The 17891-nt window shown below is 51.7% G+C and carries 10 protein-coding genes; 1 reads left to right on the top strand and 9 read right to left on the bottom strand.

The annotated features are described in order from the left end of the window. Positions 1 to 130: 130 nt before the first annotated feature. The 5 genes from ACYVJM_RS18330 to ACYVJM_RS18310 all read right to left on the bottom strand — a co-directional run bounded on the left by ACYVJM_RS18330 (position 131) and on the right by ACYVJM_RS18310 (position 8717). Positions 131 to 2275: a M3 family metallopeptidase gene (locus ACYVJM_RS18330; RefSeq protein ID WP_461149682.1), complete on the bottom strand. Its 2145-nt coding sequence runs from the start codon at positions 2273 to 2275 to the stop codon at positions 131 to 133. A 238-nt stretch (positions 2276 to 2513) separates the two neighbouring features. Next, entirely contained in the window at positions 2514 to 4871 is a 2358-nt protein-coding gene (locus tag ACYVJM_RS18325) for an ABC transporter permease (RefSeq protein WP_461149964.1), read from the bottom strand. 158 nt (positions 4872 to 5029) lie between these two features. Continuing rightward, complete coding sequence (locus ACYVJM_RS18320; protein ID WP_461149681.1) at positions 5030 to 7678, bottom strand: ABC transporter permease; 2649 nt, start codon at positions 7676 to 7678, stop codon at positions 5030 to 5032. A gap of 142 nt (positions 7679 to 7820) precedes the next feature. Next, complete coding sequence (locus tag ACYVJM_RS18315; protein WP_461149680.1) at positions 7821 to 8165, bottom strand: PadR family transcriptional regulator; 345 nt, start codon at positions 8163 to 8165, stop codon at positions 7821 to 7823. Between the two features lie 150 nt (positions 8166 to 8315). Beyond that, positions 8316 to 8717 (bottom strand): winged helix-turn-helix transcriptional regulator, encoded by a 402-nt coding sequence (locus ACYVJM_RS18310; RefSeq protein WP_461149679.1) that lies wholly within the window; start codon positions 8715 to 8717, stop codon positions 8316 to 8318. A 153-nt stretch (positions 8718 to 8870) separates the two neighbouring features. On the opposite strand from ACYVJM_RS18310, the gene ACYVJM_RS18305 reads away from it, so the two are divergent. Continuing rightward, entirely contained in the window at positions 8871 to 9233 is a 363-nt protein-coding gene (locus ACYVJM_RS18305) for a DoxX family protein (RefSeq protein WP_461149678.1), read from the top strand. 36 nt (positions 9234 to 9269) lie between these two features. On the opposite strand, the gene ACYVJM_RS18300 is transcribed toward ACYVJM_RS18305, so the two are convergent. From ACYVJM_RS18300 to ACYVJM_RS18285, 4 genes are all read right to left on the bottom strand, one after another. Beyond that, complete coding sequence (locus tag ACYVJM_RS18300) at positions 9270 to 11924, bottom strand: ABC transporter permease (protein ID WP_461149677.1); 2655 nt, start codon at positions 11922 to 11924, stop codon at positions 9270 to 9272. Positions 11925 to 12008: 84 nt separating this feature from the next. Then, positions 12009 to 14681 (bottom strand): ABC transporter permease, encoded by a 2673-nt coding sequence (locus tag ACYVJM_RS18295; RefSeq protein ID WP_461149676.1) that lies wholly within the window; start codon positions 14679 to 14681, stop codon positions 12009 to 12011. Then, complete coding sequence (locus tag ACYVJM_RS18290) at positions 14678 to 15016, bottom strand: PadR family transcriptional regulator (protein ID WP_097124455.1); 339 nt, start codon at positions 15014 to 15016, stop codon at positions 14678 to 14680. Before ACYVJM_RS18290 ends, ACYVJM_RS18295 begins: the two co-directional genes overlap by 4 nt. A 173-nt stretch (positions 15017 to 15189) precedes the next feature. Further along, entirely contained in the window at positions 15190 to 17865 is a 2676-nt protein-coding gene (locus ACYVJM_RS18285) for an ABC transporter permease (RefSeq protein ID WP_461149675.1), read from the bottom strand. Positions 17866 to 17891: the final 26 nt, after the last annotated feature.

Raw genomic sequence — 17891 nt, 5'->3', positions numbered from 1 at the left:
TGAAGGTAAAGTCAAGTGTCCGTTTCTGGACAGCAGATGGTGCTAAAACGGACAAGCCAGTCCGAGGGGTCGAACTGGCTTGCTAAACGGATTACAGGATTGCTTTAGTTGACACAGACGTGTCCAGGAACTATACATCCTTCATCAACCCACGTCGGCGGAGGAGCGGCTTGATGTCGGGTTCAGCACCCCGGAATTTTCGATAGAGTGTCATGGGGTCCTCGGTGCCGCCCTTTTCAAGCACGTTTTTGCGGAACGACTGGGCCGATTTGGCATCGAATAGCCCCTTTTGCTTGAACACCTCGAAGGCATCTGCATCGAGTACCGCCGACCAGATGTAGCTGTAGTAGCCAGCCGAGTAACCACCCGAGAAGATATGCTGGAAGTAGGTACTGCGGTAGCGCGGTGGAATCTGATCGATCAGACCAATTTTATCCATGGCCTGTTTCTCGAAGGCCAGCACATCCGTCGGTGTCTGGTCCGGTTTTAGTGTGTGGTAGGCCATGTCGAGCAACGAAGCGGCCAGATACTCACTCGTCTCGAAACCCTGATTGAACAGGCTGCTCCGCTTGATCTTGTCGACCAGCGCGTCGGGAATGACGGCTCCAGTCTTGTAGTGTTTGCCAAACAGCCGGAGCATTTCCGGCTCTACAGCCCAGTTTTCCATGATCTGCGATGGGAGTTCGACAAAATCGCGTGGTACCGATGTCCCCGACTGGCTACCGTAGTGTACGTTGGACAGCAGCCCGTGCAGCGCATGACCAAATTCGTGGAAAAAGGTGCTGGTTTCGTTCAGGGTGAGTAGGGCGGGGGCGTCGCCGGTTGGCTTCGAAAAGTTGCAGACGATAGATACAACGGGTGCTATTTTCTTGCCATTGTCTACTTCCTGACGCCGGTAGCTGGTCATCCAGGCCCCCCCGCGTTTGCTGGCCCGGGGGAAAAAATCCATGTAGATAATCCCGATATGTCGTCCGTCGGATTCTTTAACCTCGTAGGCCATGGCTTCTTCGTGGTAGACCGGAATATCGGTCCGGCGTTCGAAACGCAGGCCATACAGTCGGTTGGTTAGCATGAAGATGCCCTCCCGTACACTTTCCAGCGAAAAATAGGGGCGAAGTTCCTGCTCATCGAGCGCAAATTTTTCTTTACGCAGCTTCTCGGCATAATAGCGCCAGTCCCAACTCGCCAGTTGGGGGTTACCATTGCGGCTTAGATTAGCATCTTTATCCATCATAGCCTGCAATTCGGCGGCTTCCTGTTTCGCTACGGGCACCGTTGCCGACCAGAGCTGATTCAGTAACTGGGCTACCTTGTCGGGCGTTTGAGCCATACTTTCTTCAAGGACATAAGCCGCGTGGTTATCGTACCCCAGCAACTGCGCTTTTTCGGCCCGAAGCGACACCATTTTGGCCATGATCGCCTTGTTGTCGTGTTCGTCGTTGTGGTTGCCCCGTTCGAGATACGCCTTTAAAAGTTGCTCACGCAGGGCCCGGTTGTCGGCATATTGCAGAAACGGCATGATGCTCGGGTTCTGGAGTGTGAAGACCCACTTACTGCCCGTCAGTTTTCGCTTTTTCGCTTCTTCGGCGGCAGCGGCTACGACCGAGGCTGGCAGCCCGCTCAGGTCGTCGGCTTTGTCGATGACCAGTGTGTACGCATTGTTTTCGGCGAGGAGGTTCTGCCCGAATTTCAGCGTCAGTACCGAAACTTCGCCGTTGATCTGCCGCAGACGGTTCTGTTTATCAGCGGTCAGGGCGGCTCCGTTGCGTACAAAATTCTTATACATCTTTTCGAGCAAACGCTGCTGATCGCCGGAAAGCTTCAGTTTGGCGCGACTGTCGTAAACAGATTTTACCCGCCCAAATAAGGCCGGGTTGAGCATAATGTCATCGTTGTGTTTGGCAAGCTTCGGGGCTACTGTCTGGGCAATTTTCTGCAGCTGATCGTTGGTGTTAGCTCCGTTGAGATTACCCAGCACCGTGTTGACCCGCTGGAGCAAATCTCCGCTGGCTTCCAGGGCTTCAATGGTATTGGCAAAGCTGGGAGCCGCTTTCTGTTTGGTGATGGTTTCGATTTCGGCCGTTTGTTGTCGTATGCCTTCTTCGATGGCCGGTTCAAAATGCTCGGGTTTGATCAGATCAAAGGGCGGCACACCAAATGGCGTGGTGTAGGCGCTGGAAAACGGATTGGGGCCGGGCGTCTTAGCTAAATTAACACCTGAAGTAAAAGAAGTTAGCACAGTCGTTAGGGCAAGAAGGGTTAGTCCAACGTTCATGAATCTGGGGTTATAAGGGCTAAGTTGTTGTGCGTGATTTGTCAAAAATACACATTTTGCAGGCATCGGTGCGGCAAAGTTTTCCGGAGTCCGGCTAGCGTAGGTTTTTATCAGCTTGCCCATTAAATCAGTCTTAGTTAAGAATTTGATGCCTGCAATTGTTGATCTCACGTAGACCCGTAAAAGCCAATGCCAACACATACTGCATGTGTTGGCATTTTTCTATGGTTTTGCTGGTTCACTCCGCGCTTCGCAAACTCTTTACCGGGTTCATCAAAGCGGCTTTAATACTCTGGAAACTAACCGTCAGTTGGGCAATGCCGATAGCCAGCAGCCCCGCCATCACAAACACCCACCACTCAATGTCGATTCGGTAAGCGAAATCTTTGAGCCACTGGTGCATGGCCCACCATGCCAGGGGCGAGGCAATCAGAATGGAAATCATAACCAACTTCAGAAAGTCTTTCGAGAGCAGGACAACGATGTTAGGTACCGATGCCCCCAGTACTTTGCGAACTCCGATTTCTTTGGTGCGCTGTTCGGCTGTGAACATCGCCAAGCCAAACAGGCCCAGGCAGGCAATGAAAATGGCGATTACGGCAAAGGCGTTGGCCAGCGTGCCCACCAGCGTTTCGCTTTTGTACTGCTCCCTGAAACTTTCGTCGGCAAATTTATAATCGAATGGATAGGCGGGGTTGAACTGTTTGGCCAGCCGTTCCATGCTCTTTAGTGCCTTCTCGGTCTGACCAGGATGGGTACGCACCAGTAACACCGTATTGGTCGAGTCGAGTCGCAGAATGAGCGGCTCGATGGCAACGCGTAAGGAGTTGATGTGGAAGTTCTTGATCAGGCCGATCACTTTTCCCGATTTCCCCCAGAATTTCAAATCCTGCCCCACGGCCTGTTTCATTCCCATGCGCCTGGCGGCTTCTTCATTTACGATGTAGTTGGTACTGTCGGTGATGATGTCTTTTGAAAAGTCGCGGCCATCGAGCAGTTTGATCTTCATGGTCTTAACAAAATCATAGCTGATGGGCAGTTGGTTGAAAAGGGTCTTGTCGCCTTCTGGTTTGCCTTTCCATTCGACACCGGTGGTCGAACTGCCGATCTGCATCGGGTCATTGCCCGCCGAAGACACCGATTGAATGCCCGGTGCTTGCAGTAGCTGCTCGCGGAAAGTGTCGAATCGTTTGGGGAGATCACCTTCCAGGTCCATATACACCACGTTTTCGCGGTCGAGGCCCAGGTTTTTCGTTCGGATGTAGTCGACCTGCCGACCGGCGATGAGCGTACCGATAATCAGGAGCAGCGATAGCGAAAATTGAAAAACAACCAGCCCCTGCCGGAACAACACAGCGCCGGATTTAAACCGTAATGTTCCTTTCAGCACTTTTACCGGCTGCAGCGACGACAGAAATAAGGCTGGGTAACTGCCCGAAACGAGGCCGGTCAGCAGGGCTAATCCCAGCAGGGTTAGCCAGTATAGGGGGTTTGCGTACTGAATGGCAATGTGTTTTTCGGTCAGGGTGTTAAAGCTGGAGAGCAGGACCTGTACCAGCATAATGGCGATCAGCAGCGAGAAGAGGGCCGTTAATACGGCTTCGCCAACGAACTGCCCTGCCAGGTAGGAGCGTTCGGCCCCCACAACTTTCCGGATACCGACTTCCTTGGCCCGTTTGGCCGAGCGGGCCGTGGCCAGATTCATGAAGTTGATGCAGGCAATGATGAGCAGGAAGATGGCCACAATGGTAAACAACCGCACATATTCGATCCGGCCGCCATCGGGCTTGCCATTGGTGAACTTCGATTGCAGATACGCCTTTTCGTACGGAAACAGGAACGTCGTGATGGTGGTCACGTTCTTGTCGTGCTTCTTGATAAAGTTCAGGATTTTGGCGTTCAGAGCGTTCACATCGGCCGTTGGGTGCAGCAGGGCGTAGGTACGAATGCCGTTGTTATCCCACCCTTCGAGCCACTTGTTTTCTTTTTCGTAGGGTGCTTCAGGTAGCACAAAGTCAAATTTAAGCGACGATGTTTCGGGGATGTTCTGCACAACACCCGTTACCTGATGGTCCTCTTTGTTATCGACCCGGACCATCCGGCCCAGCACATCGGTCCGACCGAAAAGCTTGTTGGCGGCTTTTTCAGAAATGACAATGGACGATGGCCCGACAAGCGCTGTTTTTGCGTCGCCCTGCACCAGCGGGAAGGAGAATATCTGAAACAGATCGGGGCTCGAAAAGCGCCCTTTTTCTTTATAGGCCTTGTCTCCTACCGACAGCAGGTGTTCCTCCTCCCAAGTCACCTTAACACTTCGTTCAATACCGGGCAGTTCTGCCGTGAGGGCTGCTGCCAGTGGACCGGGTGTGGAAGGTGTTGTGCTGATATCGTTGCCCGTCCATTGCTGGTTTTCCATCACCTGATAGATGCGTGGTCCATTGGCGTGAAACTGGTCGATGTTTCGCTCGTCCTGTACCCAGAGCAATATCAGGAGGCTGCTGGTCATGCCCAGCGCCAGGCCCAGCACATTAATAAAGGAAAAGGTTTTACTCTTGGCAATATTGCGCCAGGCGATTTTGAGGTAGTTCCGGAACATGGTTTCCAGCGGTTGAGGACGTAATTTTCTCAATGACACCGGAAATTATGTTTCGTTGCTTGCGAGTAGAGCCGCAACCCTTTGCGGCTCATTCCCCGGATGGATAGTTTTTAGGGATATTATAGCTGACGCATGAGGGGGCGCAAAGGGTTGCGGCTCTACTCGGATCGCAAACTTTTCGCCGGGTTCATCAACGCGGCTTTGATACTCTGAAAACTGATGGTCAGTAAGGCTATGCCAACGGCCAGAAACCCTGCCAGAACGAATACCCACCACTCAATATCAATCTTGTATATAAAACCCTGCAACCATTGTCGCATGACCCACCATGCCAGGGGAGAGGCCAGAAGAATGGCAATCAGAACCAGCTTCAGGAAGTCGGTTGAGAGCAGGGTGACGACGCTGGTAACCGAAGCCCCCAGTACTTTGCGCACCCCGATTTCTTTGGTACGCTGCTCGGCTGTGAAGGTGGCCAGCCCAAACAGACCCAGGCAGGAAATGAGCATGGCCAGTAAAGCAAAGTAGTTTGCCAACTGGCTAACGACCTGCTCGCTACGATAGAGGTTCGCATATTCCTGGTCGGAGAACTGGTACGAAAAAGGCGTTTTGGGATTTAATTCCTTGCAGAGCTTTTCCAGGTTCGTAATGGCTTCTTTCGTTTTGTCCGCTTCGGTGCGGATCAGGATCGTTCCCCAGCGGGGTTTTGGGTCCAGTCGGATGATCAGGGGCTCGATGGCCTGCCGCATGGAGTTGAAATGAAAATCTTTCAGGACGCCGATGATTTGACCGTGGTAGCGCCCCCAGTTCAGAGACTTGCCAATGGGGTTTTGATACCCGATTTTAGCCAGTGCCGTTTCGTTAATTAGAAAGCTCAGGGAGTCGGTACCATAGTCTCTGGAAAAATCACGGCCTTCCTTTAACTGAAGATTCAGCGTCTTGACAAAGTCGTAGCCAACGGCCGTATTGGCGAAAGCCGTTCTCAAATTAGGGTCTTTCCCCGACCAGCTAATATCGTCGACATGGTGACCGATTCCGGTTGGAGCCTCGCTCATGCGGGATACGGTCGCCACACCGGCCACCTTGCCCGCTTCTTCTTTGAAGAGGTCGTACTTCTGCGTCAGATCGCCTTCGAGGGGAATATAAAGCAGGTTTTCGCGGTTGAAGCCCAGGTTTGCCGTCTGCACATAGTTCATCTGGCGGTAGATAACGATCGTGCCGACAATCAGTAGAATCGATAAACCAAACTGAAACACAACCAGACTTTTCCGAAAAAAAGTGGCTCCCGAACTAAACCGGAGACGACTTTTTAGCACCCGAGTCGGGTTGAGCGAGGATAGGAACAACGCCGGATAACTACCCGCCACGAAGCCGGTCAGCAGGAGCAGTCCCAGCAAACTAGCCCAGAAAACAGGGTCATTGACGGGCAGAGCCAGCGTTTTACCCGTCAGGCTATTGAATGCCGGCAACAAAGCCGCTACCAACGCCAACGCCATACCCAGAGCAATCATAGTGAGTAGCATGGCCTCACCCACAAACTGGCCCATCAACGCTGAACGGGCCGCGCCGACCACTTTCCGAACGCCTACTTCTTTGGCGCGTTGTGCCGAACGGGCCGTGCTGAGGTTCATAAAGTTGATGCAGGCAATGAGCAAAATAAAAATGGCGACGATACTGAATAATCGCACATACTCGATCCGGCCGCCATCCAGATACCCATTTCTAAAGGTCGAATGGAGGTACTTCTCAGGGTAAGGCTGTAAGCCCAGTTCGACCAGAAATCCTTTCGTTTTTGGAATATAGTTATAAATGAAATTTTTGATCTTCGCTTCTACGCGAGCCGCATCGGCGGGTTGACCCGCTGCCTCGGGGCGGAGCTGTACATAGGTGACGGGATCGGTGCTGGTCCAGGTTTTTGCCCATTCGTTATCTTTAAGCAAATCGGCCCAGGGCCGCAGGTAGTCGAACTGCACCGACGAGTTGGCGGGTATGTTTTCGAACACGGCGGTTATCTGTAAATCTTCTTTGTTTTCGTATCGAATTGACTGGCCAATGGCTTTTTCGGAGCTGCCAAAAAACTGCTCGGCCATGTTGCGCGAAATAGCAATACCGCCCGGACGGCTCAGGGCAGTAGCGGCCGTTCCCTGCAAAAAGGGATAACTGAACATCTTGAAAAAGTCGGCTCCGGCGAATGTCCCTTTCAGTTTGTTTATTTTATCGCCCGCTTCAAACGTGGTGCTGTAAGGCCATTCCAGATTGCTGGCGTATTGTACTTCGGGAATGGATCGCTTGAGTTCATCGGCCAGTGGACCCTGGGTGAAATAACTGGCGTACACTTTTCCGTCGAAGTGCTGCCGTTCATAAATCTGGTACAGATATTTACCATTGGCGTGAAAGTTATCCACCTTACGTTCGTCCTGTACCCAAAGCAAAATGAGCAGACTACTCATCATACCCAGAGCCAGTCCGGCAAGGTTGATGCCTGAAAAGGCTTTGTTGCGAATCAGGTTTCGCCAGGCGATTTTAACATAATTGCGTAGCATAACGGGGCTTACAAAAAGAGGTTGAGTGTGTTCACTGATAGGTTTTTGTCGTTTCATCAAGGAAGGCCGCATCAGGCTGGGCCGCATTAGGCTGGGCCGCATTAGGCTCAGTACATCCTTCACATAGCGCCAGCGGGCTTTTGGCAACCCCAACTGATTGACTCGATGCTGGAATAATTCATCCAGATCGTCTTCCAGCTCATCCACGCGATGGGGAGCGTAGAACCACCGAATCAAATATTTAGCCCAGCGGGGTGGATGTGTCATAACGGTTAATGTATGTAAAGAGTCGTGGAGTTGTACCCACGGGCCGCGTTTGGCTTTAGCCCGTGTTTTAATTCAATTCATACACGGGCTAAGACCCGTAGGGATAGATTCACTACATCCAGAGTAGTTAATTTATTCGGAACTAACCATTATTCACTATCCATTCTACATTATTCATTACTATGGCTTCCCACATCTGATTGCGTACCTGCCGGACTTCCTGCAACGCCCGACGGCCAGCCGCCGTAACGGAATACAGTCGCTTTCGTCGTCCACCGCGTTCAGTTGTGACCCCGCCTAATGCAGACGTTACCATTCCTTTTTCGGCGAGACGGTTCAGGGCTGAGTGTACGGCCCCCAGGTTCACGGAGCGGTTCATCTGCTGCTCGATCTCCGTGACAATGGCTGCCCCATACGCATCCCCCGACCGGATCGCCACCGCCAGCAATACCACTTCTTCAAACTCACCTAGGTAGGTTCCCTTCATGGTTGTTCATTAGTTACGTATATGTATAACAAATGCGTGGCCAAACTATAAAAAGTGCCACCCCGGTCAGGAATGGCACTTTTTATGTTTTTAAGAATACGGGTTATGTCCAGAAACGGACAAATTCTGTACGCATCTGGACAGTGAGATTCAGACGTTCGGCTTATCCTTACCCAGAATTCGGGCGCGGTGCTGAATGCCCCAGTCGCGTAAGGCTTCGATAATACTGTTTAGCGACTGGCTGTATTCGGTCAGTTCATATTCGACGGTGACGGGCATCGTGGCGTAGACGCGCCTAACCGCGAACTCATTCATTTCCAGTTCCTTCAATTCTTTGCTGAGGACTTTGGCTGTTATGCCTTTCACGAGCCGCTGCAATTCGCCGAAGCGTTTGGGGCCAGCACTCAACGAAACGATAATCGGGAGCTTCCACTTACCGCTCAGGACATAGAGGGCGTCCTGAACAGCCTGGGCGCTCTGCGTGCATTCGGCTGCGGAATGGCTGGTAGGTCTACAATTGTCAGGAGCAGTGGTTTCAACGGTTGCGTTCATAGACTAAAGATAGTGAGCGGTATTTAGTTAGTCACCTAGTATCCTATTGGAAACTGGTATCCTTTGGTATACTGCTTACAAATTGATAGTTGGTTTGACTACGTTTGTTGCCACTAAACACAGCCCGGAAAGGCTATTAAAATTGTACTGACTATGAGTCCCAAAGTAATGCGTATCGTAACGATTGTTTTCACCATTCTGGCTGCCGGAATGGCTATTATGAGTGGTGTTATGAAGCTCACCCAATCCAAGGAAATTATCGATACACTCACCAAAGCGGGAGTAGGCGACAAAGCCATTGTTCTGGGTTTAATGGAAATCGGCTTTGCCGCTCTGTTCATTTACCCAAAAACCATGAAGCTGGGTTTCATTCTGCTCTCCTGCTACTTTGCCGGTGCACTGGCTACCGAGCTCTCGCATGGCACGCCCTTCAATGCGTTTCTGCCGCTGGTTCTGATCTGGATTGCCGCTTTTCTAAGAGACAGAACGATCTTTTTGCCTGCTCAGGGGGTATAAGGTCGGAATAATGCAGAGACCGGTGCGGTCTCTGCATTATTCCGACCTTAACGACTTCACCGGGTTCGTTAGAGCCGCTTTTACAGTCTGGAACGAAACGGTTAGCAGTGCAATTGCTGTCGTGAGGCCACCCGCCAGGGCAAAGACCCACCATTGTATATCAATCCGGTAGGCAAAGTCTTTCAGCCACTGATGCATAGCCCACCAGGCCATCGGCGAAGCAATGAGCAGGGCAATAATAATCAGCCTGAGGAAGTCTGCCGAAAGCAGTGTAACGATACTGGTAACGGAAGCCCCCAGCACCTTCCGAACGCCAATCTCTTTGGTGCGCTGCTCGGCCGTGAAAGCCGCCAGGCCAAACATGCCCAGGCAGGCAATGAACAAGGCGAAGCCCGTGAATGCACTAAATAAGCTGGCTAGCCGGGCCTCTGATTTATAAATGCTGTTGAAGGTCTGATCCAGAAAATAATACTCAAACGGTTTCTCGGCATTGATCTGACGATAGGCTGTTTCAATGCGTCCAACCGTTTGTTGTAAATCGACGCCGGGCTGAATACGAATGTACAAACTGCCTCCGAACGTAGCCATGACACTGGCGGTATCTTTGGCCACAAAGAGTGCCAGTGGGGCGTCTGAATCGTTGATGTTTGTAAAGTAGAAATTATGCATGATACCCACTACCTCGCTCTTTTCTGCACCCAAAGATAGCTTCTGTCCCAGGGCCTGATTACCCAGTCCCAGTTTGTGTACCGCTATTTCATTCAGGACAACCGTGTAAGGAGCCGCTAAGCGGGTTGGCCCGGGTTTGCTTTTCCAGGGAATCTGGAGGGTTTCGGCAAATTGATCGTCTACGGATAATACATGAATGCTAACGTCTTTCTTCGTGATCGGCGATTGTGTAAAGAAAATGCTGCCTCCTTCTTTATAGAGTATCGATGAGGCCGCTGCTACCCTCTCTACGCCTGGAATCTGGCGCAGGTCGTGTTTCAGCACACTGTATTGCCGGGTGAGCGAGGCATCAACTGGCAACACGAGCACACGGTCTTTATATAAACCCAGTTTCCGGTTCTGTAAGTGCTGCACCTGCTGGTAAATCAGCACACTGCATCCAATCAGGCCAATGGATACGGCAAACTGGACAACCGTGAAAACCCGCCGAACTGTGGGGCCTCCTTTGCCGGATGTTAAGTTTCCTTTCAATACATTAACCGGACTAAAAGAGGATAGCAACACGGCCGGGTAGCTCCCGGACAGTAGCACGCAGGTTATCAATAAAACCAGTGCCGCCAATCCGAACGCAGGTGTATACATGAATGACGGGTCGATATCGAGTTGCAGAAGCTGGTAGAACGGGGGCTGAAGCACCTTGACCAGTACCAGTGCTAACAAAAAGGCCAGCCCTGTTATCAGAATCGATTCGCCGTAAAACTGGCCTGCCAGTGCGCTCCGGGCGGCTCCCATCACTTTCCTGACCCCCACTTCGCGGGCCCGCTGGGTGGCGCGGGCAGTGGTTAAGCTCATGTAATTGATCAACGCCAACAGTAGAATTAGAGCCGCAATGCCCAGAAAGATGGTCAGATAGCGCGAATTGGCGGTATCGCCGAAGTTCATACCTAAATGCACACTTGTTAGCGGGTCGATCAGGTACCGCGTTCCCTGCATAGTACCCCCGGATGCCTCGACCAACATGGGCAGTGTGCGAAGTATACTGGATGTGTCGGCCGACGAGTTAAGTAGAAAGTAGGTGCGAAATGATCCACCTTCTACACGCTGATTCATTAGGGCCACCTCGTCATCCTTGAGCAATTGATTTTGTATTTGCTCAATAGCCGGATGACTCTTCAGGGAAGCAACAAAGTCGAATTGTACGGTCGAGTTCGACGGTGGGTTTTTCAGTACGCCGGTTACCTCAAACTTGAGCTTGTTGTTATAGGTAATCATTTTGCCAACAGGATCTTCGTGGCCGAAATAGCGTTCGGCGGTGCGTTCGGTCAGCAGAACAGTCATTGGCCGGACGAGTGCCGTTTGGGTGGACCCTTCTACCAGTGGGAACGAGAAAATGGACAGAAAGGATGGGTCGGCCAGAATGAATTTATCTTCGAAAAACTTGCGTTCCGGGCTGGTTTTGATCACCACCCGTCCCGGCGTTGTAGCTACCCGAACCACATCCAGCACACCGGAATTGGCTTCCCGAACAGCCGGTCCGAACCGAGCCGACACCCGATCGGTTTGAATTTCCTGCTCCCCAAATTTCATTTTGGAATACACCCTGAAAATCTGGTCAGCATTGGCGTGGAAACGGTCGTAGGTTCGTTCGTGAATCACAAACAGAAGGATGAGCAAACTGACTGCAATCCCCAATGCCAGGCCGCCAATATTGATGAACGAATATGTCCTGTGCCTGACGAGGTTTCTGAAGGCGATGGTGAAATAGTTTCGGAACATGGCTGAGTTTAGAAAAGAAGTTGAGGAATAGTCTGAAGAGGAATGATCTCTGGTAAAAAACCAGTTCGTGAAAGAGAGCCAGATAAAGCCCAGCACATCCCGCCAGTAACGCCAGCGGGCTCGTCGCTCACCCACACGCTCCACCTGATACGCGAACTCTTCGTGCAAATCGCCCTGCACCTCCTCCAGCCGGTGAGAAGCGCAGACAAGGGTGAGCAGGCGGTCGGCTAAGCGGTTCGGTTTCATAATGGATAATGTAAAATGAAGAATGAAAAATGGGGTTCAGCGGTCATTTCGTGGTCATGGGACACATTATCCATTGTCCATTACTCATTCCGACCGTAGGGAGCGAACCGGGTTCATCAGGGCGGCTTTGATGCTTTGGAAACTGACAGTGAGCAGGGCAATGGCCAGTGCCAGCAGACCGGCGATGGCAAACATCCACCACTCAATATTGATTCGATACGCGAAGTCTTCAAGCCATAGACTCATAGCCCACCAGGCTACTGGAACGGCAATGATGATGGCTATAATAACCAGTTGAATAAAGTCTTTCGCCAGGAGCTGAATAACGCTGGAAACGCTGGCTCCCAGTACTTTGCGTACTCCAATTTCGCGGGTGCGTACCTGTGCCGTATACGTTGCCAAACCAAACAAGCCCAGGCACGAGATCAAAATAGCAATGGACGAAAAGATCGTGAACAGAAGACCGGTTTGCTGCTCGGATTTATAGAGGTTATTGAATACATCGTCCAGAAAGAAATATTCGAACGGGAAGTCGGCATTGTATTGTTTCCAGGACTGTTTCGCCGAGGCAATAGCGTGTTCGGCCTCCTGGCCGGTTGTTTTGATATAGATGGCGCCCAGGCTTTCGGGTTCGTAATAGAATATAGCGGGCTCGATCTTTTGTTTCATCGACGCAAAATGAAAGTCCTTTACCACGCCGATGATAGTACCGTTATGTTTCCAGAGCTTGAACCGCTTGCCTACGGGATTCGTAAGTCGGGCGGCTTTGACCGCCGTTTCATTCAGGATAAAATGCAGCGAGTCGGCGACGGCCCCGGTGAAATTAGCTCCATGTTGCAACTTCATATTGAAGAACGGAATGAAGTCTTTGTCGATGGCTACTGTATGCATCATCATGGTTTCCCCCTGTGCTTTTCCGTCCCATTGATTGTCGCCGGTTTGGCCACCCAATTGAATAATATTAGCGTTGGCGCGGGTGACAGCCGATACACCCGGCTGGTTCAGTAAGTCGGCTTTCACCGCGTCGTAGTGCTTGCCCATATCCCGCATATTAAACGCGAACACATGCGTTTTGTCGTACCCCAGTTCTTTGGAGCGGATGTATTGCAGTTGGTTGTTGATGATAAACGTCCCCGCAATCAGGATAACAGAAACCGCGAACTGAATGACGACCAGCAGTTTGCGGAACGAAGCTTCACTCAGCCGGGCCGACACTTTACCTTTCAGGGCTTTGAGCGGCTCGAACGACGACAGCAACACCGCCGGATAGATACTCGACGCGGCCAGGGTACCGATAATGGTTAGTCCAATAATCTGCCAGATGTGGTAGTCGCTAAAATCCAGAACCAGTTCTTTACCCGACAGTTCATTATAAAACGGCAGCAGACCAATCAGCAGGCCAAAGGCCAGCGCGGCTGCCAGCGAAAAGAGCAACGTGGTTTCGACCAGAAACTGGATGAATAACTGACTCCGGGCGGCCCCCACAATCTTGCGCATACTTACTTCTTTGGAGCGCAGCAGCGAGCGGGCCGTCGACAGGTTTACGTAATTGATGCAGGCAATCGCCAAAATCAGCAGCGCAATAATGAAGAACATCCGGACGGTTTCGATGCCGCCTTCTGTGCCGCCTTCTGTGCCGTCGGCTTTGTAGAGGTGCATCTCGGGCAGCGGCTGTAGCAGATAGGTCAGGTCGGTATCGTCGGGCTTGTTGCGAAGGTGAATGGTGCGCAGTTTAGTCGCTAAACTGGCAACCGATGTGTTTGGCTGGAGCAACAGATAGGTATAGTACCTGAACTGGGAGAAATCATTGTCCATGTTTTTACCGTCCTTATTGCCTGCGTAAACATTTTTGAAGAACAAAGAAATAGGGAGGAACAGATCGCCTTTGATCGAAGAGTTTTTCGGAAAATCACGAATAATGCCACTGACGGTAAAAGCGGTGTTGTCATTAGCCGCCAGTACTTTTCCAATCGGGTTTTCGTCGCCGAAATATCGTTTGGCCGTACTCTCGGTCAGAATAATTGAGTTGTTGTCCGGAAAGGGTTTGGTCGGGTTGCCCTGAACGAGGGGAAAGTCAAATACCGAGAATAGGCTTGGGTCAGTAAAGAACGACTTCTCCTCCTGTATGGTCTTGTCTTTATAGTTGAAGAGGGTGTACGAGTAGTTCTCCGTTAGCCGGACAGCTTCTTTTACCTCCGGTGTTTCTCGCTTGGCGAAGCCTGCAATGGGCGCAACAGTGGCTGTCCAGATCTGCCGACTGCTGCCGGTACCCGCCCAGTTTTCGAGCCGGTAGATAGACGACGAGTGCGTATGGAACCGGTCGAAGCTCAACTCATCCTGCACCCATAATAAAATGAGAAGGCCAACCGCCAGGCCGACGGTCAGGCCCGAAATGTTGATGAACGAGTAAAATTTATTTTTGACCAGATTGCGCCAGGCGGTTCTGAAATAGTTGCGGATCATAGCAGGGTTGAGTAATGATGTAGTTGGATGATTTGACGATACGTAGTGACTGGATTGTGAACCCTGAAGCAATGGGTAGCTTGCCGGTTTTCGTTTGATGGCAAATGGTTTAACAAAGCCCAGCACATCCCGCCAGTAGCGCAAGCGGGCGCGTCGTTCGCCCACACGCTCCACCTGATACACAAACTCTTCGTGTAAATCGCCCTGCAACGATTCGAGCAGGTGAGGGGCCACGAACCATTCCAGCAGGCGGTCGGCCAGGCGGGGTGGTCCGACGTTTCGGGGCGTTGTCATAAGCTGGTTACGGGTTTAAACGGATTGACCAGCCGACTCCACAGGCTGACACGCACTTCCTGAATTTCCTGCAACGTCCGCCGACCGTAGGCGGTTACCGTGAACAGCCGTTTTCGACGGCCACCGCGCTCGGCAGTGGGTTCACCCATTTCAGATTTTACCATGCCCTTGTCTTCCAGCCGCTGAAGGGCTGCGTGAATCTGGTTCAGGCGTACCGAGCGGCCCGTTTGCTCAATGATTTCGTGGGTGAGGGCTACGCCATACGCCTGCCCCTCCAGCACAGCCACGGTTAGCAGTACGATTTCTTCAAACTCGCCTAAGTAGGTCCGTTTCATAGCGGTTTATTAGTTCTAGTTTTGCTGAGCAAATGCCTTGCCATAACAGGAAAAGCCCTCCAGGACTTCCTGGAGGGCTTTTTGGGAAAGTGTAGAATAATGGTTCTGTCCGAATATGGACAGAACTTGTACGGTATGGGACAAGGGTTGGGGGTGGTAAAAGAGGATGGTCTCTACTCGTTCCGCAAACTCTGCACCGGGTTTGTTAAGGCTGCTTTGATACTCTGAAAGCCAACGGTTAGTAGGGTGATGACGATGGCCAGCAGACCCGCCAGGGCAAAGACCCACCAGTCGATAGACACTTTGTAGGCAAAATCCATTAGCCATTTGTCCGTAGCCCACCAGGCCACCGGCGACGCGATGACCAGTGCAATCAGGATTAGGGTTAGAAAATCTTTGGAAAGCAGCCCAACGATACTGGCGACCGAAGCCCCCAATATTTTCCGGACGCCAATTTCTTTGGTTCGCTGTTCGGCTGTGAATGTCGCCAGCCCAAACAAACCCATGCAGGAAATCAGGATAGCTATAGCCGTTGCCGTGTTGACGAGCTGTGCCGTTTTCTGCTCTTTTTCGTAAAGCCGGGCGATGGAATCATCCAAAAACGAATACGAAAACTTGTTGTCGGGATACACTTCATTCCATTCCTGTTCGATGCGGGCCAGTGTAGCTTTGACCTCTTCCATCGGACGGCCTTTGGTTGCCAGCCTGACACCAATGTTTTTGGCTTGACGCGGCATATAGCCAATAAACGCGGGGCTGATTTTTTCGTGAAACGACTGTTCGTGAAAATCGGCAACAACACCCACAACAGGAACCTGTTTGCCCTGGAAGTCGATGAGTTGGTTGATGGCGTCGGCGGGTTTTTTGAACCCGAGCGCTTTGGCATAGGTCGTATTGATGACCATTTCCCGAAGCGAATCACTTTTTCGGTAGTTCCGGCCAGCCAGCAAGCGGAGTTGATACAGCGGGATAAAGTTTTCGTCGCCCACCTTGGCCGAAACGTCCATTTCGATCTCTTTCTTGCCCCGGTATTTGAGTTTTGTTACCATATAACTCTGGCCCATGGGTGGAAACCATTGCATCGTAACCTGATCCACATCGGCTAGTTTTTTGATGCGTTCGGCCAATACCAGACTTTTATCGTCACGCAGCGTATTCACCTCAATGATGGCATCGGTCGAGAAGCCGAGGTCTTTGTTGCGCATGAAACTCAACTGCCGCCCGACCATCAGGGTGCCGATAATAAAGGCCAGCGAAACCGTAAACTGAAATACGATCAGACCCTTGCGTAAATAGCCCTTCTGTCCGCCTTTGAGGGCGTTCTGCCCTTTAAGGGTAAGTGCCGGTACATAGGATGACAGCAAAACGGACGGATACAACCCGGCCAGCAACGACGTACTGACCAGGACAACTACCAGAAAAAGTAAGGTTTGCGGACTCAGTAAGTCGACTGACAGACCCGTTGGGGTTAGTGAGGTTAAGCCCGTAAGAATGGGTTTCACGATCAGTAAGGCAACGCACACCGCTACACAGGTGAGCAGGACCGTTTCACTCATAAACTGAAAAATGAGGCTTTTGCGACTGCTGCCCAGCACCTTGCGTACGCCAATCTCTTTGGCGCGTTGCATAGACTGCGCCGTGGCCAGATTGATAAAGTTGATAGCCGCAATCAGCAGAATAAAGGCGGCTACACCCATTAGGCCGTAAAGCGTTGGGAGATGGGCCTTCCGGGAATAATTGTCATCATAATCGGCATTGAAATGAAGATCGGATAGGGGCTGTAAAGCCGGAATGAATTTCATTTCGCCCTGAAAGTGCCTGGTCGAGAATTGCCGGAATGAAGTGGTCAACTGATCGGGAGTCGTACCGGCTGGCAGTTTAACAAACGCCTGTGAAGCCGACCACAGGTCATCCCATTGGTCGAGGTTGATTTCTCGCTTGAGTTGGCTGGCCCGTATGGTGGGGAAAGATATGAAATCGGTGAAGGTAAAGTCGGTGGGCTGCGTCTCATCTTTCACAATGCCCGATACACTCACGTGAACAGAATCCTGATAAATCACTTCCTTGCCCAATATGCTGGAAAGGGGAATGTCGCCAAAGTACGTACGGGCCTTGCGTTCAGACAGAACTACCTTGAACGGTTCCCGCATGGCGGTTTTAGGATTACCGGCCAACCATTGGTGCGTGAAAATATCGAAATACTGCGGCTCTGCCACGATAATGTCGGCGGGGCCGCCCGTTCGTCGCCGACTTTCAAAACGCGTTGGTTTTTCCTTGCCGTTGGGGATCAGCACATCGGATTCAATGTTGTGAAAAGCCGCCACCGTTTCCAGGCCGGCCACTTCGGTTCGCATGGCCAGCGGCACCGGGCTGGGAACGAAACCGACCGGGTGTTTTTCGCCCGTTGCCCCATATTGCGCTTCGCCGACGACCCGATAGATCCGGTCGCGGTTGGACTGTGTTGTATCGTAGCTCAGTTCGTAGTTTGTAATGAGGTAAATGACCAGGCAGGCCGTTACACCCAGCGTAAGCCCAAACAGATTGATAAGCGTGCTGACCTTATGCTTTGTCAGGTTGCGGAAAGCAATTTTGAGATAGTTGCGTAGCATGACAGGATGTAGTAAGGGTGATGAGGGATACGGACTGGGTTGTCGTTTCAGGGCAAACGGGCGTACAAAGCGCAGCACGTTGACCCAGTAACGTTGGCAAGCGCGTTGGCTGCCCACCTCCCGCACATCGCGGATAAATCGCTCATACAAATCGCCCTGCACTTCCTCCAGCCGGTGCGGAGCGCAGAACCATTCGAGAAACCGGTCGGCCCGGCGGGGCGGTTTTATGGCAGAGGGCATAGGGGTAGGGGCATGGGGTTAAGAGC

This window comes from Spirosoma pulveris (assembly GCF_054781875.1).
The sequence above is the reverse complement of the archived record's forward strand: the minus strand, read 5'-3'. Positions and strand labels throughout refer to the sequence as shown.